Consider the following 22,447-nt stretch of genomic DNA (forward strand, 5'->3'; position numbering starts at 1 on the left):
GGATAATGCCTGGCGGGGATTTCGCGGGCGCTGAATCTTCTCAGCCGCCTGCGCCGGCTCAACTCCAATATCTTACTCTGCCAGCACGCTGGCACCCACTGTGGTATAAAAACCACTGGAAAGCCCCTACCCCAACTGACGAGGTGAGCTTTGACTGCGCGACATCAATCGATTTCGATCGTGTCTAGCACGCATTGGATGGTCAGGCTGGCGATCACGCTACTGCTGGCGGTTGGTCCTCCTGCGGTTTATGGCAAGTCGTCCGGCGCCACACCTCCCAACATCGTGCTCATTCTGACCGACGACCTCGGCTGGGGAGATCTCGCCTGCCACGGCAATCCGGTGATCGAAACACCCCATATCGACGACATGCTCGACGCTGGTGGCGAGCTCACACGATTCTACGTCTCACCCGTCTGCTCCCCGACGCGGGCCAGCTTGATGACTGGCAGGTACAACTATCGTACGCGCGTGATCGACACCTATCGTGGGCACTCGATGATGGACACCGAGGAAGTCACCGTGGCAGAGTTGCTCCGCACGGCGGGCTACGCGACGGGCATCTTCGGCAAGTGGCACCTGGGCGACGCCTATCCCTTGCGGCCCCAGGATCAGGGGTTCGAGCAGACGGTTGTGTTCCATGGCGGTGGACTCTGCCAACCGACCGACCCACCCGACAACCGCGGCGTCTACACAAATCCAACGCTGTGGCGAAATGGCGAGAAGTTCGTTGCCGATGGTTACTGCACCGATGTGTTCTTCGGCGAGGCACTCGAGTTCATCCAGCAGAGTGTAGCCGACGAAAGACCATTCTTCGCTTATATCTCGACTAACGCGCCACATGGTCCTTATCACGACGTGCCAGTCGAATTGTACGAAAAGTACAAGAAGAAAGAGGTATCGCAGGTAGTGTATGGCGATGCGAAACAGGTCGACCGAACGGCTCGCACGTTTGCCATGATCGAAAACATCGACGAGAACGTGGGCAAGCTTCGCGCGGAGCTCAAAGAGATGGGGCTGGCAGAAAACACGGTTGTGATCTTCATGAGCGACAACGGCCCTCAGGAGGCACGCTACGTCGGCGAACGGCGGGGCACCAAAGGCGAGGTGCTCGAGGGAGGGATCCTTAGCCCCTTTATTGTCGAATGGCCCGGCCAAGTGCGACCGGGGCACCGCGACGACCGGGTGGCAGCGCACATCGACGTGCTACCGACGCTGCTGGAGATCGCAGACGCCACGCCGCCAACCGATCTGAACTTGGACGGCAGAAGCGTGGTACCGCTGCTGGTCGAGCAGCAGGCCGACTGGCCCGAGCGGAGCGTGGTGATCCAGAGCCACCGTGGGGCGCACCCGGTGGAGGGACACAACATGGCGGTAGTCGGTCAGCAGTGGAAGCTCGTTCGCCCTAGCGGCTTTGGACGATTCTATCCAAAGGAAGACGCTCCCTTTCAGTTGTACAATCTGGCCAGCGATCCGCGTGAGTCGAACAACCTTGGCGACGAGCAACCTGAAGTGTTCGAACAATTGCGAAATCGCTACCGGCAATGGTTCGCGGATGTCTCTTCGACTCGGCCCGACAACTACGAGCCACCGCGAATGGTGATTGGCAGCCACAAGCAGAAGGTGGCCACACTCACCTGGCAAGATTGGCAACCCGTCGACGAGGGGTGGGGCAGCCAGGGCGATTGGCTACTCCAGGCCGAAGCGCCCGGCGTGATGGACGTGGAGGCCGTGTTTCTGAAACCCGTGCAGGGCGACCTGACGCTTGCCTTGGGGGACCAAGTGGTGCACCAACACGTGGAAGCTCCCGCCAAGGTTGTTTTCTTTCGCGAAGTCTTGTATCCAGCCGGCGAATTCGCGGCACGCTGCGAGCACACCCAGGATCCGAAAGCCAAGGGGCCATATCACTTGCGCCTGATTGAGAAATGATCACAAGGGATCGATTCGGATGAATCTTGGGTTAAACCTAGAGGCAATGACTCAGGTTTTCCTTTCATCTGGAACGCTGAGTGGTATACTCACCATCGGAGAGACTGCCCGCCGGCACCGCTGACGTCGTTCGGCCAACGTCCCGCAGGATGCTTATCTCGAAACCGGAACTCGCTCGCTTTTCACTTCATTGACAGTATTGTCCTTCCTGGAGAACGCAAGGCGGCACTGTCTAAGTAGCGGACTTTGATGCGCGCGTTACTGACTATTTGAACATTGAGGTACTGGCATGTCACAACAGCATCGTTTCATCACCCGATTTTTTGCCATTGCTTGCTTGTCGTTTGCGACCCTTGCGCCCCGTTCGGATGGCGAGGAACTTCTGCCCAGGCCCGAAGAACCCTTCAAGGGCAAGATTGGTCTGACGTACAAAGACTCGGAGGCCGTGAAACCGAAGTTGCAGATTCCAGCCAACTACGGTATCGAAAAGGCTCCCAATATCCTGCTAGTCCTGATCGACGACTGCGGCTACGGGCAGATGGGCACTTTCGGCGGCGGCATCCCCACCCCTAACATGGACCGCGTTGCGAACAATGGCCTTCGCTACACCCGGTTTCACACCACGGCACTTTGCTCGCCCACCCGCGCAGCCTTGCTGACGGGACGCAATCATCACTCGGTGGCGAGCGGCGTCATTGGCGAGGCCGGCACCGGCTTCCCCGGCTACTCGGGTGTGATTCCTGCGTCGGCCGCCACGTTTGCCGAAGTACTACGTGAGTACGGCTACTGCAATGCCTGGTTCGGCAAGAATCACAACGTGCCCGACTGGGAGACCAGTCTGGTGGGGCCGTTCGACCGCTGGGCCGATGGGCTCGGCTTCGACTATTTCTACGGCTTTGTCGGTGGCGATACCGATCAATGGCATCCCGCCCTGGTAGAGAACAAAAAACGCATCGAGCCACCCAAGACCAACGAAGATGGCTCGCCCTATCACTTTACGACCGACATTGCCGACCACGCCATTCGCACCATCCGGGCCGCCAAAGCCGTGGCCCCGCAGCGGCCGTTCTTCGTGTACTTCTCCACCGGTGCCACGCATGCTCCCCATCAAGTGCCGAAGGAGTGGATCGACAAGTTCAAAGGCCAGTTCGATGGTGGTTGGGACAAGTACCGCGAAGAGACATTCGCCCGCCAGAAGAAGATGGGCATCATTCCGCAGAAAGCAAAGCTCACTCCACGGCCCGACTCCTTACCGGCGTGGGATTCGCTGCCCGAGGAGGAGCGAAAGGTGTTCGCCCGCATGATGGAGGTGTTTGCCGGCTTCACCGCCCACACCGATCACGAAGTGGGTCGGTTGATCGACGCCGTGGATGAGATGGGCGAGCTCGACAACACCATCATCATCTATATGGCCGGCGACAACGGTTCGAGCGCCGAAGGCGGACTGAATGGCCTATTGAACGAAATGACGTTCTTTAACGCACTGCCCGAGTCGATGGACATGAAGCTCAAGGCGTTCGACACTCTTGGCAGCGACAAGCACTACAATCACTTCCCAGCCGCGTGGGCCCACGCGATGGACACGCCCTACCAATGGACCAAACAGATCGCCAGCCACTTTGGTGGCACCCGCAACGGCTTGGCCATTTCCTGGCCTGCCGGTATCGAGGCCCGGGGCGAGATGCGAGATCAGTTCCATCACGTGATCGATATCGCACCGACGATTCTCGAGATCGTTGGCGTCGAGTCACCAGTCGAGTTCAATGGTGTGGCTCAAAAACCGATCGAAGGCGTCAGCATGGTCTATACCTTCGACGACGCCGGGGCCCCGGGGCGCCGCACGACGCAGTATTTCGAGATGATGGGCAATCAGGGCATTTATCACGACGGTTGGATGGCCAGCGCGGTCCGCGGTGCTCCTTGGCTGAGTGAGAATGAGCCGATGGACCTGCTGAATATGCCGTGGGAGCTGTACAACATTGAAGAGGACTTCTCGCAGGCCAACGATCTCGCAGAGCAAGAGCCGGAGAAGCTGCAAGAAATGGTGAAACTATTCTTCGCCGAAGCGGCCAAGTATAACGTGCTGCCGCTGGACGATCGCAAGACCGTGCGGCTGAACGTGGACAACCGCCCCAGCTTGACGCAGGGTCGCTCGAAGTTTGTGTACCCGAACCTTTTGCGTCTACCTGAGGGCGCCGCGCCCGACCTGAAGCACAAGAGCCACACTCTTTCGGCCGAGGTCGAGATTCCCGAGCAGGGCGCCGAGGGGATGCTTGTCACGCAGGGTGGGCGATTTGCCGGCTTCGGTTTGATGGTGAAGGATGGCAAGCTCGTCTACCACTACAACCTGGCAGGCATCGATCGCACCACCATCGAGTCGGACGAACGCTTGCCCAGTGGCAAGGTGTCGCTAAAGGCGGTGTATAAAACGGATGCCGACAAGCCGTACGCCGGCGCCGAAGTGACGCTGTACGCCAACGACAAAGAGATCGGTAAGGGCCGCGTGGAGAAGAGCATCCCCAACCGGGTGACGCTGGACGAAACGTTTGACATCGGCTTCGATACCGGCACGCCGGTGATGGAGGGCTACGATATGCCTTTCGACTTTACGGGTGGACTCAAGTCGGTGACGATTGAACTGGAGTAAGTGGAGAGAGCTACAGGCCCTGGGCGCTACGCTTAGATAAGTTCCAGACAAAGGATATTGGAGTGTAACCTACTTGCTAAATGGAGGATAATTATGTTCGCACCTCGGTGGGTCGTAGCTGGCTCCGTTGCATCTGTGCTGTTTTTCTCTGTATTGCCTGCTAGGGCGCAAGAGAAGCTTCCTCAACCCGATCCTGAATTTAAAGGCACCGTCGAAGAGACGTTCGAGAAGTCTAAGCCCGACTATCCCGAGAAGATCGAGGCACCGAAGGGCTCTCCCAACGTACTGGTTATCTTGCTGGACGATGTGGGGTTCGGCATGTGCTCGCCGTTCGGCGGTTCGGTCGAGACGCCCAACTTGCAGAAGCTGGCCAATAACGGGCTGACGTATAACCGCTTCCACACTACCGCGCTTTGCAGTCCCACGCGAGCGGCCCTGTTGGCGGGGCGGAATCATCACAGCGTCGGCACTGGTGTGATCATCGAGATGGGTACCGGGTTCCCCGGCTATACCGGCATCATTCCCCGCAGCACGGCGCTCATCCCGCAGGTGCTCCGCGATAACGGCTATGCCACGAGCATGTTCGGCAAGTGGCACAACACGCCCGAGCCCGATATCAGCCCTGCCGGCCCGTTCGATCGTTGGCCCACTGGTTTAGGTTTCGATTACTTTTATGGCTTCAACCAGGGCGAGGCTCACCAGTTCTACCCAACCTTGTATCGCGACACGACGCTGGTCTCCCCCCCGAAGTCTCCGGAGGAGGGATACCACTTGACCGAAGACATCTCGGACGAGGCGATTGCGTGGATTGGCAACGTCCGCGCCGCGGATCGCGACAAGCCTTGGTTCTGCTATTTCAGCACAGGCGCGGTGCACGCGCCGCATCACGTCCCGCGTGAGTGGCAGGGCAAGCATAAGGGCGAGTTCGACCATGGCTGGGACCGCGAGCGGGAGATCGTTCACCAGCGGCAACTCGATATGGGGGTCATCCCCGCAGGCACGAAGCTGACTCCCCGGCCCGATTCGATCCCAGCTTGGGACAAGTGCTCGGATGACCAGAAGAGAGTTTACCTGCGACTGATGGAGAACTACGCCGATTTTATGACGCACACCGACCATCATGTCGGCCGCTTGATCGATGCCTTGGAGAACTCTGGCGAGCTTGATAATACGCTGGTGATCTACATCGTGGGCGACAATGGCGCCAGTGCCGAAGGTGGCCTCGAAGGAACGTTCAGCGAGCTCGCCAGCCTGTTGGGGATTCAACTGGGGCTCGAGAGCACCATCAACCGACTCGACGAAATCGGCGGTCCTTCCAGCGAGCCACACGTACCAGTTGGCTGGGCCTGGGCCATGGACAGTCCGTTTCAGTGGACCAAGCAGGTGGCTTCTCACTTTGGCGGCACTCGCAACCCGATGGTGATTCACTGGCCCAAGGGAATCAAGGCCAAGGGCCAAGTGCGTTCGCAGTTCCATCACGTGATCGATGTGGTTCCCACCATTCTCGAAGCATGCAATATTCCCGAGCCGACCGAGGTGCAGGGCATCCCCCAAAAGCCGATTGAGGGGGTGAGCATGCTGTACACGTTTGACGATGCCGATGCCGAAGGAAAACGTGAGACGCAGTACTTTGAAATGTTGTGCAACCGGGCGATCTATCACGACGGCTGGATGGCCTGCTCGGCATTTGCGCCGCCATGGCAGACCGGCGGCCGCTCGGTCGAGGAACTGCAGCATGCCCATTGGGAACTCTACAACATCGAGGACGACTTCTCGCAAGCGGTCGATCTGGCGGAGAAGTACCCCGATAAACTCATCGAGCTACAAGCGCTGTTCATGGACGAGGCGCAAAAGTACGACGTCCTGCCTCTCGATCCACGGATGTCGGAGCGATTCGATCCCAAGCTCCGCGAAGGGGGAGAGCCGCCCACCTCGTGGACCTATCACGGCAACGACGTCGCGATGCCCGATCCGGTCGGTCCCCAGACCTTCCCCCGCCCGCACCGCGTGACAGCCGAACTCGAGATTCCTGACGAAGGCGCCGAGGGCGTTGTTACCTGCGTTGGAGCTTTCTCCGCGGGGTGGTCGCTGTACATCAAGGACAACAAACCGCACTTCCGCTACACCTGCTTTGACATTGCGAACGTCGACATTCCGGGCACCGCGGAGGTTCCGACCGGCGACGTGACGCTCGGCATGGAGTTCACTCCCGACGGCTCGAAGGAGGGCGGCGGGACCGTCAAGTTGTTCGTCAACGACAAGCCAGCTGGCGAAGGCAAGCTTACGCGAACTTTGTTCCGCTACGGGCTCGAGCCGTTCGAGGTCGGCCGCGATTCGATCACCCCGGTCGATCCTGCCTACGCCGATAAGGGAACCTTTGAGTTCACCGGCAATATCAAGACAGTCGACTTCCAGCTGAAGTAGGCCTCGAATAGGGACCTACGGCAGGAAGAAACCGAACGACATTTGCAGGCGGTTTGCATCGCCTTCGGCCCCGCTGGCATCCTCGCGCACGCCGTACAGGTACTCGATGCCGCAGAACACGCGCTCGTAAGGATTGGCAATCAGGTTTACCGCCAGGTAGGTGGTGCTGAGCAGATTATCGGGATCCTGGCCCGGCAGGTCCTCCATGTGCAGCTTGCTGAACGTGACATTGGAAGTCCACGCGTCGCTCCACTGGTGGTGAACGCCCACCATCCAGCCAAACGACCCAGCAATGGCGGCCGAATCGGGACCGGTGGCAACCACGTCGGGCGAGCCACGGTAGCTACCGATTCCTTTGCCAAAGGTAATCTGGTAGTACGCCTTGGTGTCTTCCATAACGAACACCGAGCCGGTAAAGTTCAGGCCCCAACCGGTGCCCGTAATCACTGGATCGCCGTTTGGCTGATATCCCAGCCGCCGCAGTACATAGGCAGCCTGCAGCTCACCCCAATCGCGTTCCACTCGGGCGCGGGTAATGAAGTCGGGAAACTCGGTGCGTCCCTGCCCCATCACCAGACTTGGTGCTTCGACGTTGATCTGCGGATCTTCCAGCGCCACGGCGAGGGAAAGAAAATCGTCCCATACTGGCTGATCCCAGCGTATCAGGCCCTGCCGGCGATTGACGTTGGAAACCGCGCCTTCGAAGTCGAGTGTCTGAGGAACGGCGGCCGGGTCGGTGAACGTGGTCCATGTCTGGCCGGCGGTGAATCGGCCGATATGGCCGTAGGCGTGTCGTAGCCGAAAATCGCTGCTGGTGGGGGTGCCGCCGAAGAAGTCGCCTTCGACGAAGGCCCGCACCGTATGGCCCTCCGTATGCCAGCGAGTATCGAAACTGAGTCTCGATTGTCGGGCGTGGAAGCGTGCATTCTTGTAATTGGGGCCACTGGTGGGAATGGTTGTCGTGTCGAACGAGTCGGTCGAACCGATTGCGTCGAAGTCTTTGATCAGATCCGCCTTGATGTACCCGCCAATTTTCATGGCAATGTCGTCTCCCACGACCACAATGCCACCGGTGAATTCCGGAAATGCCGTGAAGTTGTTATCCAGCCGAGCATCTACGCCCTGCTCGTTGCCCTCGAGCTGAAACGACTGCCCCACATCGGCTGCTAGCGACAGATCAAGAAAGTCGCTGCCGGTGTCGCCTTCGCTATCGCTTTCGGTATCAGTGTACTGAACCGGCGTAAGGCGATTGTCCACCTTCATGTTCAATGTCAACTGATGCTCGTCGAACGGCACATTGCCCTTCGGAGGAGGTAAACGCCAGGGGCGAGACGGCTCCGCTTCGTCGGCTCTGGTAACCGCGCAGCACGCAAGCGCGCAAAGAACGGTACTAGTCAATGCTAGCTGGAGCGGGGACATGGTAAACGATGAGAAGTAAGAGAAGTTGTGCTAGCAGCAGGCGGCGTCAAGACAGCGCGCCATGCTCATCATTCGGTCGGTTCGACGCGGTTACTTGAGTGATATTGTCAAGCTGACCCCGGTCGACCTCTGTGGTGCTGGTGCCCTCCGTGGACTTTCCGACGACGCAGCCGAAGGTGCCATTCATCTCTCTCTCATTTGATCCCCGCAAGTGTGCCGGTGCCCGTAGGGTTAATGCCGACAACTTGGTTGACAACCACCAATGGACGGTCGACGGGTACCCAGCAGATGGCCGATTGTGCCCGCTTTCGAGGTTTTCTTCTTGTTTCCGTGGGGTGCGAGGGCCGGGGTTTTCTTGCTCTAACCCGATTTACCGGAAATACTGGTGCGTCGACTGTATCGTGCTATGATTCACTCTAGTTCCCGCTCACTCGGATCAGCAGGAAGCGCAGAGCGAGGATCGTAATGAGACTTCTCCCGCGCTAAACTTTTTCTCTTTGGAGCAACCATCATGCGATACTTCCTGCTGACGGCGTTAGCGGTCGGTGTGGCTGTTTCTTCGACGGCGCGCGTCACAGCCCAGGAGCCGGCCATCGAGCAGCCCCAGGCCGAGGCCCCCGCTGACCCGACGGCCGATGTTCGCAAAGCCATCGACTCTTACGTCAAGGCGTTCAACACCGGCGACGCCAAAGCACTGGCCGCGCACTGGACCGAGGATGGCGAGCTAGTGACCGCCGATGGCACGACGTTTACCGGTCATGAGCAACTGGCCAAGAGCTTTACCGACTATTTCGCAGAGTCGAGCGATGCCAAGCTGGAACTGGTGGAAACCAACGTCGAGTTGATCTCGCCAAGCGTGGCCAGCGAAACAGGAATCGCCCGAGTCGTCTCGCCGGATGGGGAACCCAGTGAAACCGAATACCAGGTGGTGCACGTCAAGACACCTGCTGGTTGGAAGATGGATCGCGTGTCGGAACGCCCCCAGAAGACGGCCGCTCCTTCGCACTACGAGCAACTGCGCGACCTGGAGTGGATGATCGGGTCCTGGATCAATGCAGATGATACGGGTGTGGTGGATGTCAGTTGTCGCTGGACCACGAACCAGAACTTTCTGGTACGGACATTTCGAGTAGAGATGGGGGAGGATGCTTCTTTTGAGGGAACCCAGGTAATAGGTTGGGATCCCCATTCGGGCACGATTCGCTCGTGGCTATTTGATTCTGACGGCGGTTTTGGTGTGGGCCGGTGGACGACAAGTGGTGGCCGCTGGACCGTGGCGACGCTGAATGTCCTGCCGGATGGCCGCCGTGGCTCGTCGACCAATGTTTACGAGTTGCTGGACGAGAACACGGTTCGCTTCAGTTCCGTGGGTCGTCAGGTGGACGGCGAGCTGCTGCCCAGCTTCGAGCCGATCACCATCGTTCGCTCCGAATCCGAATAAAACGACTCTTCTAACTCGACGAGGCCGGAAATGAACCGTCCAATTACATGTCTAATAGTCGCCGCCATGGCGATCTCGCTCACCGCCAGTGAAGCCTACTCGCGGGGGGCAGGCCGTGGTGGAGGTGGTGGAGGGCGAGCACCCTCGATGTCCCGCGGTGGTGGTGGCGCAGCCCGGACGCCGTCGATGAGCCGTGCGGCGCCCAAGCCAAAGGCGCGGCCTTCGGCCAGCCGACCAAACGTCAGTCGCCCTAGCCCTAGCTACAACCGTCCCAACGTGAGTCGGCCCAACACGGGCGGTGCGACTCGACCGAATACTAATCGGCCCAACACCGGTGGTGCGACTCGACCGAACGTGAACCGTCCGAATACTGGCGGAGCAAATCGACCCAACGTCGAACGTCCTAACCTTGGAGGCGGTACTAACCGCCCGAATACTGGTGGTGGCAATAGCGGTAATCGTCCCAGTATCAATCGTCCCAATACCGGCAGCGGCAATCGACCCAACCTGTCGGGTCGGCCTTCGCAGGGCGACCTGAAGGACTTTCTCGATCTGCCTGGCAGCCGGCCTGCCACGCGGCCCGGCACCGACAATCGTCCAGGCGGCGGTGACCGACCGAGTTTCGAACGCCCCGATTTTGGCAACCGCCCCAACATTGGCGATCGTCCGGGATCTGGAAATCGGCCTGGAACTGGCGATCGACCTGGTCCCGGAAACCGACCGGGGGATGGCAATCGGCCCGGAGATGGCATCCGACCGGGACGCCCGGACCGGCCGGAAATTGGCGACCGTCCAGGGGGCGGAAACCGCCCTGGCGTCGGCGACCGGCCAAATCGTCCCGATCGACCTGACAGACCCAATAGACCAGATCGGCCCAATCGCCCCGACTACGATCACATTCGCGATCGCTGGAGAGACCGTCCAGGCTACGATCGCAACTGGTGGGGTCGCTATCCAAGCACTCGGCCTGGTTGGGGATGGCACGCCGGCTGGAATCGCTATCCTAACAACTGGTACTGGCGACACGCCGCGTGGCCGGCGGTTGGGAGCTGGTTTGTGTGGAACTGGGCTCAGCCCGTTACCTACAGCTACGGTACGAATGTCGTGTACCGCGATAATTACGTGTATATCGACGACCAGCAGGTCTGCACCACGCAGCAGTACTACGATCAGGCCCTGACCATCGCCGAAAGCGTACCGACGGAGCCGCCGGCCGAGGACTCGGTTGAATGGCTGCCGCTGGGCGTGTTTGCCATTGCCGAACAAGGTGGTGTGGATAACGGAATGCTCATTCAGCTGGCCGTCACCAAGGAAGGCGTCATTGCGGGCACGTTCTACAACGATGCTACGTCCGAAGGCCGCCCGCTCGAGGGCATGGTTGATCGCGAGTCGCAACGCGCCGCGTGGAGATTTGCCGATGGCAAGAATCCAGATGTCGTGATGGAAACGCCTATCTACAACCTGACCCAAGACGAAACCACGGCCCTGGTACACTACGGTGACGCCGAGACGCAAACCTGGCTGATGGTCCGCTTGCCGGAAGAGAACGACGGCGAAAACTAGGGCAGTGGCAAGCGAGTCAATCTGCCTCACGGCATCGCGAGTTGCGATGCCGTGAGCGGATCGACATTGTAAACGCGCTCTGGTGGCAGCAGTTGTTTCGCCCGATCGCGGTGTCCTTCGTCACGCAGTCGGCGGATCTTGCCAACCATCTGGGTAAGGTCGCGCAGCTCGACCGTCCATTCGTTGGCAAACTCCGCTATCACATGGCGGCTCAGTCCCACTTGGATCGAGCGGTGCTCGAGTTTCTTTCCGTTAAGCGACCGCTCGGGGTCCCATTGGACGTGAACCTTGGCCCCTTCGAACGTCGTTCGCCATGCGTTTGGCGTGCCGTGCACCTGCGGATGAAACGAGGTTAACACCCCCTGGCTTAGCGCGGAGTTCCAGCCTTCGCGCGTAATGCGAACTGCTAGTGTTCGTTCCTGTCCAGACTTGCGCCCCCAGTTGCTGCGCTCCATCAGCCACAGGAATGATGGTTTGATCCAAGTCATCCGCCCGAAAGAGAAGGGCGCCACAAACCGGCCAGCTGCGATAGCCGCGTCTGCGATCTCGGCACGGTACGCCTGGTAGATGACGATGGTGTCGCGATCGTAGTCAGCGCGGATTTCGTGGTAGGCTGGCATCGGTCCTAGCGTTCTAATCAGTTGTTGCTTTCCTTATTCGCCAGCACAGACGCACGGCAGCGTTACTAGGTTCGGTTCGTCCGCGTTGCTAGCACATTATCCGAAGCGGCATCTCTGGGCGGATACGCACAGATCGCGGCGTGCGTGCACACTTCGAGCGGCGGGGCGGCGTGCGATTCTGACTCAGAACACGGAGATTTGCCCCTTCTGCAGTAATTCGAGCCACGATGGAGATAGGCACATCCTTTGCAAAGCCTTCGTTCGACTTCGCCCGTGTGGGGTTGAACGCTGAGCCATGACAGGGGGCATCTCCTGTCATGTGCAGGCGGAACTTCTTCATCCGGGAGCAAGTGCTACAGCGTCGGCGGAGGTTGCCGACCGGGATGGTCACCACTTAACAGGCAGTTGATTTTTCCATGTTTGCCATTGCCGAGGCAACGTTTCTGGCGCCCGACGTCAAACGGTTTCGCATCGAGGCGCCCCGGGTTGCTCGCAATCGCAAGGCAGGCCAGTTCGTGATTGTGCGGGTCGAAGCCGAGCACGGCGAGCGTATTCCACTCACCATTGCCGACTCGGACCCCGAGGCCGGCACCATCACCATCATCGTGCAGGGCGTCGGTAAGACCACCAAGATGCTCAACCGGCTTGAGGCGGGCGACACGCTTCCCGATGTGGTGGGGCCGCTCGGAGAGCCTTCAGATATCCAGAACTTCGGCACCGTCGTAGTTGTGGGCGGCGGTGTCGGCACCGCGATTGCGTACCCAACGGCCGTGGCCATGAAGCAGGCGGGCAATCGAGTGCTTGGCATTGTCGGCGCACGAACTAGAGAGCTGCTGATTCTGGAAGAAGAAATGTCGGCCACCACCGACGAGTTGCACCTGATGACCGACGACGGCAGCTACGGCCAACAGGGTTTCGTCACGCAGAAGTTGCAGCAGTTGATCGACGAGGGGGAAGAAATCGACCACGTGCTGGCGATTGGTCCGATTCCCATGATGGCTGCCATCGCCGATGTGACCCGGCCCTACGATATCAAGACTGTCGTCAGTTTGAATCCGATCATGGTCGACGGCACTGGCATGTGTGGCGGCTGCCGGGTGACGGTAGGCGGAGTCAGTAAGTTCGCTTGCGTAGACGGACCGGAATTCGATGCGCACGAAGTCGATTTCAAAATCCTCTCGCAGCGAAACAAGATGTATCGCGAACGAGAGAAACGGTCGCTGGAAGAATTTGAAATGGCGCCGCAGCCCGAACTCGACCGAGTGCACGCATGCCATTTGCAGCAAGAGCATCCGGAGGTAGGGCCACGAGTGGGTGGTGCTTAGTGTTTCAGGCAAGGCGGAACAAAACGGGCGAACATCATGGCTGAACGACTTCCCCCCAAACAGCGGACGAAGATTCCTCGGCAGGAGATGCCCGAGCAGAATGCCAAGCAGCGGGCCGGCAATTTCGAGGAAGTGAACCAGGGCTTTGGTTTTGCCATTGCCGAAAAGGAGGCGCAACGGTGCTTGGAGTGCACGGATCCCAAGTGCATGCATGGCTGTCCGGTGGGCGTGCAGGTCCGCGAGTTCGTCGATCTGGTATTGGAAGGCGAATACCTGCAGGCAGCGGCCAAGATTCGTGAGGACAATGTCCTGCCGGCCGTCACCGGTCGGGTCTGTCCCCAGGAAAACCAGTGCGAAGGGGCATGTATCCTCTCCAAACGGTTCAGCCCACTGGCCATAGGTCACCTGGAGCGGTTCGTGGCCGACTACGAACGCTCGACTGGCCTGGTAGGGCTGCCTGAGCGGGCCCCGGATACGGGAAAGAAGGTGGCCATCGTTGGCAGTGGCCCAGCGGGATTGAGCTGTGCCGGAGACCTCGCGCTCCGAGGCCACGATGTAACGGTGCTCGAAGCGTTGCACGAGATTGGCGGCGTGTTGGTCTATGGCATTCCCGAGTTTCGCCTGCCCAAGGACGTCGTGCGGGGCGAGGTGGACAACATGCGAAAGATGGGCGTCAAGTTCGAGACGAACGTTGTGGTCGGAAAGACCGTGACCATGGATCAGCTGTTCGACGAGGAAGGCTACGACGCCGTGTTCATCGCCACCGGTGCAGGACTGCCGAAGTTCATGAACCTTCCCGGCGAGCATCTGGGAGGGGTTTACTCGGCCAACGAGTTCCTGACCCGCGTGAACTTGATGAAGGCCTACGACAGCGATCAGTCCGACTCGCCCATCTACGAATGTCGCGATCGAAATGTGGCCGTGATGGGGGGCGGCAACACAGCGATGGACGCCGTACGTAGTGCTCTTCGGCTGGGCGCGAAGAACGCCTTCATCGTCTATCGCCGCGGCCAGGAAGAAATGCCGGCCCGAAAGGAAGAAGTACACCACGCGATGGACGAAGGGGTGCAGTTCCTCAACTTGCACAATCCGGTCGAATTCGTTGGCGACGACGAAGGCTATCTGACCGGAGTGAAGCTGCAAAAGATGGAACTGGGCGAACCGGACGAATCGGGCCGGCGGAGACCTGTCCCGATCGAGGGATCCGAGTTCGAAATGCCAATCGACGTGGCGGTGATCGCCATCGGCACCGGGGCGAATCCACTGGTGCAATCCACCACGCCCGGCCTCGAAACCAACCAATGGGGATACATCGTCGCCGACGAGGAGTCGCTGCGGACAAGCCGACGTGGTGTGTTCGCGGGTGGCGACATTGTGAGCGGCGCAGCGACGGTAATTTTGGCCATGGGCGCCGGCCGAACCGCTGCCCGATCGATTCACGACTACTTGGTGACAGGCGAGTGGTAGTGAGCGATCGGGCACACCGGGTGGTACGTTCTGGGCGAGCGCTCAGGTACGACCGAGCCAAGTCAGCAGAGCGGTGCCCCGTATTGACGTAACTTGTTAACTCAGAAAGGTCTTAAAACTTACGCACTTGCAGCAATTGGGTGGCCAAATTGTGCCAGTCGAAGGCGGTCGATAGCGGTCGGGGCACGAGTTTTGCTCCTCACGTTTTAGTTGGCGGAGGCCTGCGTTCGCACATCCACACCAACAGGCAGGAGACATCGACATGGCCAGCAAGGAGAAACCGATGAACCTGTTTGCGGAGTTGATCAACACGCTGCGTACAGCGGCTGATCAGAACATCGCAACACAGAGCCAGGTACTGGAGAGTTGGAGCCGCTACTTGCCCGGGGTTTCGCAAGGGAGCCCGTCATGGCTGGCTCCCATCCGACAACTGCACGCGGGTTGGGCCGACGCAGTCGTTACGCTGGCTCGCAGTCAACAAGAGGTGATCGATCGCCAGTTCGACACGGCGATCAAATCGTTCGAGGCCGTATGGACCGGCGCCAAACAGGCTAGCGCGGCAGCAACAGCCTCGGCCGTTGCCGAACCGGTAGCCAAAATTGAAGAGAAAACGGTGGCCGAGCCACCCCAAGTGAACGGCAGCAAGGCACAACCAACCATGGGTGTGAAAGGCGACATGAATATTGCTCAACGCGTGGCCGTGGTGACTGGAGCAGCCAGTGGTATTGGCGCCTCGGTAGCCAAAGACCTTGCTCAGCGCGGTGCACGGGCGGTAGTGATGGTTGACTTGAATGATGCGGTGAACGAAACCGCCAAGCAGATTAACAAAGAGGTCGGTCGCGACGTGGCGGATGCCATTGTGGGTGACACCAGCGACGCGGAGTTTCGCGCCCGGGTGTTCGACGACGCGGCCTCGCGCCACGGCCTGGTTCGCATCTGCGTGCCTGCCGCCGGAATTACGCGGGATGCGCTGTCCGTTCGAGTGGATAAGGAGACCGGCCAGGCTTCGGTTTATCCGATCGAGGATTTCCGCAAGGTAACCGAGGTGAATCTGATCGCGCCCATCTATTGGGCCATGGAGATGGTTGCCCGCGTTGCCGAAGATCGTCGTCGTCGCGGATTGAAGAAATGGGAGCCGACCGAGGAGATGGAAGGCACCGTGGTGTTCCTGGGATCCGTATCGTCCCAGGGCAATAAGGGCCAAATCTCCTACGCCGTTGCCAAAGCCGGACTGGAAGGCGGCGCGGCCACGCTGATGAAGGAAGCCATCTTCCACGGCGTGCGTTGTGCGATTATCCATCCCGGCTTCACGGATACGCCGATGGCCAGGGCGTTGGGTGATGAGTTCCTGGAGAAGTACGTGCTGCCATTCACTCAGCTTCGTCGGCTGATCCGCCCCGAGGAGATTGCTGACGCCGTGTGCTTCATGGTGTCGAACTCGGCAGTCAGTGGCGAGCTGTGGGCGGATGCGGGTTGGCACCCGCCAGCCTGAGCGAAGCTAGATGAGTGAGCAGTGGAGGTTAGTCGTCCCGATTTTCCAGTCGACGCAAACGTTCATCCATTTGATGAAGTTGCTGGCGTAACAGCGCCTCGTCGCTGGAAGACGGGACAGGGCGGTCGTCGCCCGACGTCGGTGCAATAGTGTCCAGCCACGTTTGCAGCCAGTGGATCGGCTTGCTGAGCGTAGTTGGGCTGGGATTGTGTCGATGCAAGTAATCGAGAAAGGTGAGCGAATGTCGGAAGTAATCGCGCAGAAAGCCCGACATGGCGTCGTTCGAACGCAGGATAAAGTGGAGCATATCCGTGGGGAACAGTTCCATCTTTTCCGGATGGCGTTCGGCGATAATCTGCGTGAGCACTACCCGAGTGAGATCTTCGCCGGTTTGGCTGTCTCGAATTTCGACCGTCTGGCCGCCCTGAATCATCTCCTCGATCTCTTGCAGCGAGACGTACTTGCTAAGCTGTCGCGCGTAGTAGCGGCGGTTGGGATACCGTTTGATATGAACGCGGGAGTCGGACATCACAGGGGTCGCCTTCGATCGGAGAAGGGCGGATCGTTGTGGCGTTTAGCTACCCAATTGTAGCACTTGATGGAAAAGGAAAACAGCAAGGCGGTGCAGGAGGTGGACGGCACAAAGGCGACGACGCCCTCAAGATGCGTGTATCGAAGCGTTTTAGTGCGTGAGCAATGGTTGCCATGCTGGGATTAAACATGAATCAGCGTGAAAGGAGGTAGCGTGATGGCTACCACGATGCCAACCGATGTATTTGAAGACGTCTTTAAGAACTTTCGGAAAGCGGCCGAATCGAACCTGAAGATGCAACAAGAGATGTTCCGCCAATGGGGGGCACTATGGCCCGGCTTTCCTACGCCCCAAGCGGCTTGGGTAGAAAAAGTCCGCGATTTCCAGCACCAGTGGGTGACCACCGTCTCGGAACTGGCACACAAGCACCGAGATTCGCTGGATAAGCAGTACCAGGCCGCCCAGGAGTCGTTGGAAGAAGCGCTGCGCGTCTCCGAGGCATCCAACCCCGAGGAGTTTCGTCAGCGAACCGAGAAGATGTTCCGCAAGACCTTTGATTGCGTACGCGAAATCTCGGAGACTCAGATGAACGAGTTTCAGGAGGCCGTTAACCGGTGGAGTGAATTGACCACAAAAGTCGGTAAGTGACTAAAGTGATCCGATTTGCGGGAGGTGCGTACGTGAGCCCATCCGCCTCCGCTTGGGTGAGCACTATGTTCCGCACCTCCCGTGTTAAAATTCACCAATTGAAGTAACCTATACCACAGTGCCTGCTATTCGCCTGCACTGTGGTAACAGTCTATTGCGATAAGGAGTTGTGTCCTGTGAGTGCAACGAAGTTTGTTACTGTAGATGGAAATGAAGCAGCAGCCCATGTTGCCCACTTGACCAACGAAGTGATTGCGATCTACCCAATCACGCCTGCTTCGCCGATGGGCGAGTTCTCCGATGCCTGGTCCGCGCGAGGCCGCGAGAACATCTTCGGCACCGTGCCTGACGTAATCGAGATGCAAAGCGAAGGGGGGGCGGCCGCCGCCGTGCATGGTGCACTGCAGGCCGGAGCTCTCTCCACCACCTTTACAGCCTCGCAGGGGTTGTTGCTCATGATCCCCACCATGTACAAGGTGGCCGGGGAAATGACCCCCACGGTGTTTCACATCGCTGCGCGGTCGCTCGCTACGCATGCATTATCCATCTTCGGCGATCATGCCGATGTGATGGCCGTGCGGCAAACAGGCTGGGCCTTGTTGGCGTCGAACTCCGTGCAGGAAGTGCACGACATGGCGATGATCGCTCAGGCGGCGACACTAAAATCGCGAATTCCTTTTCTGCACTTCTTTGACGGCTTTCGCACTTCGCACGAAGTGAACAAGATCTCCCAACTGCCGAACGAAGTGGTGTGCGAGATGACCGATCTGGATCTAATCCAGGCGCACCGCGATCGGGCGATGAATCCCGACAAACCCATTCTACGCGGTTCGGCCCAGAACCCGGATGTATACTTCCAGGCCCGCGAGGCAGTGAACCCGTACTACTCGGCCGTGCCGGGCATCGTCAGCGAGGCGATGCAGAAGTTCGCCGAGCTGACCGGACGCACTTATCAACTGTACGACTATGCCGGCGCGGAAGACGCCGAACGAGTGATCGTAATGATGGGCTCCGGCGTCGGTGCGACCGAAGAGGCCGTAAGCAAACTCAATAACGCGGGCGAGAAGGTCGGTGTACTGAAGGTTCGTTTGTATCGGCCGTTCGACGTGCCGTCCTTCCTCGCAGCACTTCCCGCATCGGCCAAAGCGATTGCCGTGCTCGACCGCACCAAGGAGCCGGGCTCGATTGGCGAACCACTTTATCAGGACGTCATCACTGCACTGTCTGAAGGTGGCCGTCTGCAGGACGTGCCCACGCTGATTGGCGGGCGCTATGGCCTGTCGTCCAAAGAGTACACGCCCGCCATGGCGGCCAGCGTGTTCGAGGAGCTCAAAGCCGCCGAACCGAAGAAGCACTTCACGGTGGGCATCATCGACGACGTGACAAACCTCAGCCTGAAGTGGGATCCCGAGTTCTCCACCGAACCGGACGACGTCATGCGGGCTGTGTTCTACGGTCTGGGCAGCGACGGCACCGTGGGCGCGAGTAAGAACTCGGTGAAGATCATCGGTGAGAATACCGACAAATTTGCCCAAGGCTACTTCGTGTACGACTCGAAGAAGGCGGGCTCGGTAACGGTATCGCACTTGCGATTCAGCCCGCGGCCGATCGAGTCTTCCTATCTGATCGACCGCGCCAACTTCGTGGCCTGCCACCAGTTCAACTTCCTGGCTCGGATGGACGTGCTGAAAGTCGCGGTGCCGGGCGCCACATTCCTGCTCAACAGTCCCTACGGGCCGGACGAGATCTGGGACAAACTGCCGCAGGAGGCCCAGCAGCAGATCATCGACAAAGGCCTGAAATTCTACGTGGTCGACGCCTATAAGGTGGCCCGTGAAGCGGAGATGGGTTCGCGGATCAACACGATCATGCAGACCTGCTTCTTTTCGCTGGCGAAGCTGCTGCCGGGCAACGAGGCGATTGATCATATCAAGGCGGCCATTCAGAAGACCTACGGCAAGCGCGGCCAGTCGGTAGTCGATCGCAACAACGCTGCGGTAGACGGTGCACTTAGTGCCTTGTGCGAAGTCACGGTGCCCAGCCAGGCAACCAGCACTTCCCATCGCGAAGCTTTGGTCGCCAGCGGCGGTTCGGATTTCGTCCAGCGGGTGACCTCGATGTTGATCGCCGGCCTGGGCGACCTGTTGCCAGTGAGTGCGCTGCCGGTCGACGGCACCTTCCCAACCGACACGGCGCGTTTCGAAAAACGAAGCATCGCCCAGCAGATTCCCATCTGGGATCCCGACATCTGCATCCAGTGCGGACTGTGTGCATTGGTGTGTCCTCACGCGGCGATTCGCACCAAGGCCTATCCCGCCAGTTCGTGCAATGGTTCGGCGCCGGCCGATTTCTTGTCACGCCCCTGGAAGGGCAAAGAGTTGCCCGACCATCTGGTAACCATTCAGGTGGCGCCGGACGACTGCACGGGCTGTGGCGTATGCGTCGACGTCTGCCCGGCCAAGAGCAAAGAGGTCGTCAAGCACAAGGCGATCAATATGGAGGAGAAAGACCCGCATCTCGAGCGCGAGCGGGCCAACTTCGACTACTTCCTTGGGCTACCCGAGGTTGATCGAACTGCAGCCAAGATCGACACGGTGAAAGGTTCGCAGTTGCTGCAACCGCTGTTTGAGTTTTCCGGGGCGTGCAGCGGTTGTGGTGAAACGCCCTACCTGAAGTTGATGACCCAGCTATTTGGTGATCGAGTGTTGATAGGCAACGCCACAGGGTGCTCGTCCATCTACGGCGGCAACCTGCCAACCACACCTTACAGCCAGACCTCAGCGGGGCGAGGGCCAACCTGGAACAACTCGTTGTTCGAAGATACGGCCGAGTTCGGACTGGGCCTGCGACTGGCAGTCGATCAAAAGCGAGACTATGCCGAGCACCTGCTGAAGAAGCTTGCCTCGACGGTGGGTGACGATTTGGTAGGTGAAATCGTCAACGCCACGTGCGCGGACGAGGCAGCCATCGCCGAGCAACGCGAGCGGGTTGAACAGTTGCGATTGCGGCTGAAGGAGTCCAGCGATCCGGACGCCATGAAACTGGCTTCGATTGCGGACGTGCTGGTCAAACGCAGTGTCTGGATCGTCGGTGGCGACGGTTGGGCCTACGACATCGGTTTTGGCGGCCTCGACCACGTGCTGACCACCGGGCGCGACGTCAACATCCTGGTGCTCGACACGGGCGTCTACTCCAACACCGGTGGGCAGATGTCGAAGGCTACCCCGCGGGCAGCCGTGGCGAAGTTCGCCGCTGGTGGCAAGCCAGCCCGCAAGAAAGACCTGGGTATGCTCGCCGTGTCGTACGGCAACGTGTACGTCGCCCAGATAGCGATGGGATCGAACCCCAACCAGACGCTCAAAGCCTTCCGCCAGGCGGAATCGTATCCGGGCGTGTCGCTCATCCTGGCGTACAGCCACTGCATCGCCCATGGCATCAACATGGAAACTTCCATGTCACATCAAAAGGACGTGGTGCAAACTGGTTTCTGGCCGCTGTTCCGCTACGACCCGCGGGAAGCCCACGCCGGTACGCAGCCGTTCCACCTGGACAGCCGCAAGCCGACCAAGCCGTTCAAGGAACTGGCCATGTCCGAGGCACGGTTTGCGATGCTGGCCCGCACGAATCCCGAACACGCCGAGTACCTGTTTAATCTGGCACAGGGAGACATCGACGATCGATGGCACTACTACGAGCAGATGGCCGGAGTGGAGCGTGAAGTTATGGACGAAATCGTAGAAGTGGAGGTGGAAGCTTAGCCATGCCTGTCGATCTGAAAACCAAGTACCTGGGAATGACCCTTAAGAACCCGCTGGCAGTGGCAGCCTGTGCACCGCTGACCGGCGATCTCGACATGCTCTGGCGTTTGGAAGCCGCTGGCGCATCGTGCGTCGTGCTGCCTTCGCTGTTCGAAGAGCAAATCGTGCACGAGGAACTGGAAATCGCGCAGCTGTACGATTACCAGACCGAGTCGTTTGCCGAGTCGCTGACTCACTTCCCCGAATACCCCGACTATGCCACGGGACCGGATGAGTACCTCAAGCACCTGGAATCAGCCAAGCAGGCCCTGTCGATCCCTGTGATCGGCAGCCTCAACGGTTCCTCGAGCGGCGGCTGGGTCCGCTACGCGCGGGCGATCCAGGAAGCGGGTGCCGACGCGGTGGAGTTGAACATTTACTTCGTTCCGACCGACGCGTCGATGACGTCCGAGCAAGTCGAGGCCAGGTACGTCGAGCTCGTTTCGGAGGTTCGCAAGTCGGTGTCGATTCCGGTGGCCGTGAAGATTGGGTCAAACTTCACCAGCCTGCCAAACTTCGCTCGCAAACTGGTTCAGGCGGGGGCGAGCGGCATCGTGTTGTTCAATCGCTATCTTGAGGCAGATATCGACTTGGACACGCTGGAGATTAAGCCCGATCTGGTGCTGAGCAACCGCTACGAGTCGCGGGTGCCATTGCGATGGATCTCGATTATTCGCGACCAGATCAGTGTATCGCTAGCTGCTACCAGTGGCGTACACTGTATGCAGGGCGCTGCGAAGCTGCTGCTGGCTGGAGCCGATGTGACGATGATGGCCAGCGTACTGTTGTTGAAAGGGCCGGAATACCTAGCCACCATCCTGAAGGATCTCGAGGCCTGGTTGGAAGAGAAGGAGTACCTATCCGTCGAGCAGATGCAAGGGAGCATGAGTCGGGCCAATTGCCCCGATCCTAGCGCCCTGGAACGAGCCAATTACATGAAGGCCTTGCGCAGCTACACGCCGGAGGAGTTCATGCCGCATTGATTGTGGTCAAGCTAGACTTGGGGGCGATGATGGCAACGTTATGGCCATGCTAATGCTACCTAGAGTCGTCGCCGCCAACAGACTTGCTTGACGTGTGCAGGGTGTCCCGCAGAACCCTTCGGTTCATTCGCGGCCAGCCTGCAGGGCTAGCGCAGCAAGG

The 22,447-nt window shown here is 59.3% G+C and carries 15 protein-coding genes; 12 read left to right on the top strand and 3 right to left on the bottom strand.

Annotated features, from left to right (window positions below):
* Positions 1-180: 180 nt before the first annotated feature.
* The 3 genes from NG895_RS04835 to NG895_RS04845 all read left to right on the top strand — a co-directional run bounded on the left by NG895_RS04835 (position 181) and on the right by NG895_RS04845 (position 7,000).
* Positions 181-1,929, top strand: coding sequence for an arylsulfatase (locus tag NG895_RS04835; protein WP_252851323.1), 1,749 nt, complete (start codon positions 181-183; stop codon positions 1,927-1,929).
* A gap of 289 nt (positions 1,930-2,218) precedes the next feature.
* A complete protein-coding gene (locus NG895_RS04840; RefSeq protein WP_252851324.1) occupies positions 2,219-4,576 on the top strand; it encodes an arylsulfatase in 2,358 nt (785 codons plus the stop codon).
* A 93-nt stretch (positions 4,577-4,669) separates the two neighbouring features.
* Entirely contained in the window at positions 4,670-7,000 is a 2,331-nt protein-coding gene (locus NG895_RS04845; RefSeq protein WP_252851325.1) for an arylsulfatase, read from the top strand.
* 15 nt (positions 7,001-7,015) lie between these two features.
* Here the strand turns inward: NG895_RS04845 and NG895_RS04850 are convergent, their stop codons facing one another.
* A complete protein-coding gene (locus tag NG895_RS04850) occupies positions 7,016-8,263 on the bottom strand; it encodes a DcaP family trimeric outer membrane transporter (protein WP_252851327.1) in 1,248 nt (415 codons plus the stop codon).
* Positions 8,264-8,480: 217 nt separating this feature from the next.
* Here NG895_RS04850 and NG895_RS04855 point away from each other — a divergent pair, with 217 nt between their 5' ends.
* The 3 genes from NG895_RS04855 to NG895_RS04865 all read left to right on the top strand — a co-directional run bounded on the left by NG895_RS04855 (position 8,481) and on the right by NG895_RS04865 (position 11,423).
* A complete protein-coding gene (locus NG895_RS04855) occupies positions 8,481-8,621 on the top strand; it encodes a DUF952 domain-containing protein (RefSeq protein ID WP_252851328.1) in 141 nt (46 codons plus the stop codon).
* 309 nt (positions 8,622-8,930) lie between these two features.
* A complete protein-coding gene (locus NG895_RS04860; protein ID WP_252851329.1) occupies positions 8,931-9,860 on the top strand; it encodes a YybH family protein in 930 nt (309 codons plus the stop codon).
* Between the two features lie 30 nt (positions 9,861-9,890).
* Positions 9,891-11,423 carry a dermokine domain-containing protein gene (locus tag NG895_RS04865; RefSeq protein ID WP_252851330.1) on the top strand — a complete coding sequence of 511 codons (1,533 nt, stop codon included), beginning with the start codon at positions 9,891-9,893 and terminating at the stop codon, positions 11,421-11,423.
* Positions 11,424-11,449: 26 nt separating this feature from the next.
* On the opposite strand, the gene NG895_RS04870 is transcribed toward NG895_RS04865, so the two are convergent.
* Positions 11,450-12,043: a DUF4291 domain-containing protein gene (locus tag NG895_RS04870; RefSeq protein ID WP_252851331.1), complete on the bottom strand. Its 594-nt coding sequence runs from the start codon at positions 12,041-12,043 to the stop codon at positions 11,450-11,452.
* A 416-nt stretch (positions 12,044-12,459) separates the two neighbouring features.
* Here NG895_RS04870 and NG895_RS04875 point away from each other — a divergent pair, with 416 nt between their 5' ends.
* The 3 genes from NG895_RS04875 (at position 12,460) to NG895_RS04885 (ending at position 16,327) form a co-directional block, all read left to right on the top strand.
* On the top strand, positions 12,460-13,368 hold the full coding sequence (locus tag NG895_RS04875; RefSeq protein WP_252851332.1) for a sulfide/dihydroorotate dehydrogenase-like FAD/NAD-binding protein: 909 nt from the start codon (positions 12,460-12,462) through the stop codon (positions 13,366-13,368).
* Between the two features lie 36 nt (positions 13,369-13,404).
* On the top strand, positions 13,405-14,835 hold the full coding sequence (gltA, locus tag NG895_RS04880; protein WP_252851333.1) for an NADPH-dependent glutamate synthase: 1,431 nt from the start codon (positions 13,405-13,407) through the stop codon (positions 14,833-14,835).
* Between the two features lie 262 nt (positions 14,836-15,097).
* Complete coding sequence (locus tag NG895_RS04885) at positions 15,098-16,327, top strand: SDR family NAD(P)-dependent oxidoreductase (RefSeq protein ID WP_252851334.1); 1,230 nt, start codon at positions 15,098-15,100, stop codon at positions 16,325-16,327.
* Positions 16,328-16,355: 28 nt separating this feature from the next.
* Here the strand turns inward: NG895_RS04885 and NG895_RS04890 are convergent, their stop codons facing one another.
* Complete coding sequence (locus tag NG895_RS04890; protein WP_252851335.1) at positions 16,356-16,856, bottom strand: polyhydroxyalkanoate synthesis regulator DNA-binding domain-containing protein; 501 nt, start codon at positions 16,854-16,856, stop codon at positions 16,356-16,358.
* Between the two features lie 219 nt (positions 16,857-17,075).
* Here NG895_RS04890 and NG895_RS04895 point away from each other — a divergent pair, with 219 nt between their 5' ends.
* The 3 genes from NG895_RS04895 (at position 17,076) to NG895_RS04905 (ending at position 22,287) form a co-directional block, all read left to right on the top strand.
* A complete protein-coding gene (locus tag NG895_RS04895; protein ID WP_252851336.1) occupies positions 17,076-17,507 on the top strand; it encodes a hypothetical protein in 432 nt (143 codons plus the stop codon).
* Positions 17,508-17,683: 176 nt separating this feature from the next.
* On the top strand, positions 17,684-21,265 hold the full coding sequence (gene nifJ / locus NG895_RS04900) for a pyruvate:ferredoxin (flavodoxin) oxidoreductase (protein ID WP_252851337.1): 3,582 nt from the start codon (positions 17,684-17,686) through the stop codon (positions 21,263-21,265).
* A 2-nt stretch (positions 21,266-21,267) separates the two neighbouring features.
* Positions 21,268-22,287, top strand: coding sequence for a dihydroorotate dehydrogenase-like protein (locus tag NG895_RS04905; RefSeq protein ID WP_252851338.1), 1,020 nt, complete (start codon positions 21,268-21,270; stop codon positions 22,285-22,287).
* Positions 22,288-22,447: the final 160 nt, after the last annotated feature.

It is taken from the genome of Aeoliella straminimaris, from assembly GCF_024054565.1.
In the GTDB taxonomy this organism is placed as follows: Bacteria; Planctomycetota; Planctomycetia; order Pirellulales; family Lacipirellulaceae; genus Aeoliella; species Aeoliella straminimaris.

Bases quoted from the DNA above. Each gene is read 5' to 3' on its own strand.
- NG895_RS04840 (WP_252851324.1), top strand. From the start codon at position 2,219: ATGTCACAACAGCATCGTTTCATCACCCGATTTTTTGCCATTGCTTGC.
- NG895_RS04845 (WP_252851325.1), top strand. From the start codon at position 4,670: ATGTTCGCACCTCGGTGGGTCGTAGCTGGCTCCGTTGCATCTGTGCTG.
- NG895_RS04850 (WP_252851327.1), bottom strand. From the start codon at position 8,263: ATGAAGGTGGACAATCGCCTTACGCCGGTTCAGTACACTGATACCGAA.
- NG895_RS04855 (WP_252851328.1), top strand. From the start codon at position 8,481: ATGCTCATCATTCGGTCGGTTCGACGCGGTTACTTGAGTGATATTGTC.
- NG895_RS04860 (WP_252851329.1), top strand. From the start codon at position 8,931: ATGCGATACTTCCTGCTGACGGCGTTAGCGGTCGGTGTGGCTGTTTCT.
- NG895_RS04865 (WP_252851330.1), top strand. From the start codon at position 9,891: ATGAACCGTCCAATTACATGTCTAATAGTCGCCGCCATGGCGATCTCG.
- NG895_RS04870 (WP_252851331.1), bottom strand. From the start codon at position 12,043: ATGCCAGCCTACCACGAAATCCGCGCTGACTACGATCGCGACACCATC.
- NG895_RS04875 (WP_252851332.1), top strand. From the start codon at position 12,460: ATGTTTGCCATTGCCGAGGCAACGTTTCTGGCGCCCGACGTCAAACGG.
- gltA (WP_252851333.1), top strand. From the start codon at position 13,405: ATGGCTGAACGACTTCCCCCCAAACAGCGGACGAAGATTCCTCGGCAG.
- NG895_RS04885 (WP_252851334.1), top strand. From the start codon at position 15,098: ATGGCCAGCAAGGAGAAACCGATGAACCTGTTTGCGGAGTTGATCAAC.
- NG895_RS04890 (WP_252851335.1), bottom strand. From the start codon at position 16,856: ATGTCCGACTCCCGCGTTCATATCAAACGGTATCCCAACCGCCGCTAC.
- NG895_RS04895 (WP_252851336.1), top strand. From the start codon at position 17,076: ATGGCTACCACGATGCCAACCGATGTATTTGAAGACGTCTTTAAGAAC.
- NG895_RS04905 (WP_252851338.1), top strand. From the start codon at position 21,268: ATGCCTGTCGATCTGAAAACCAAGTACCTGGGAATGACCCTTAAGAAC.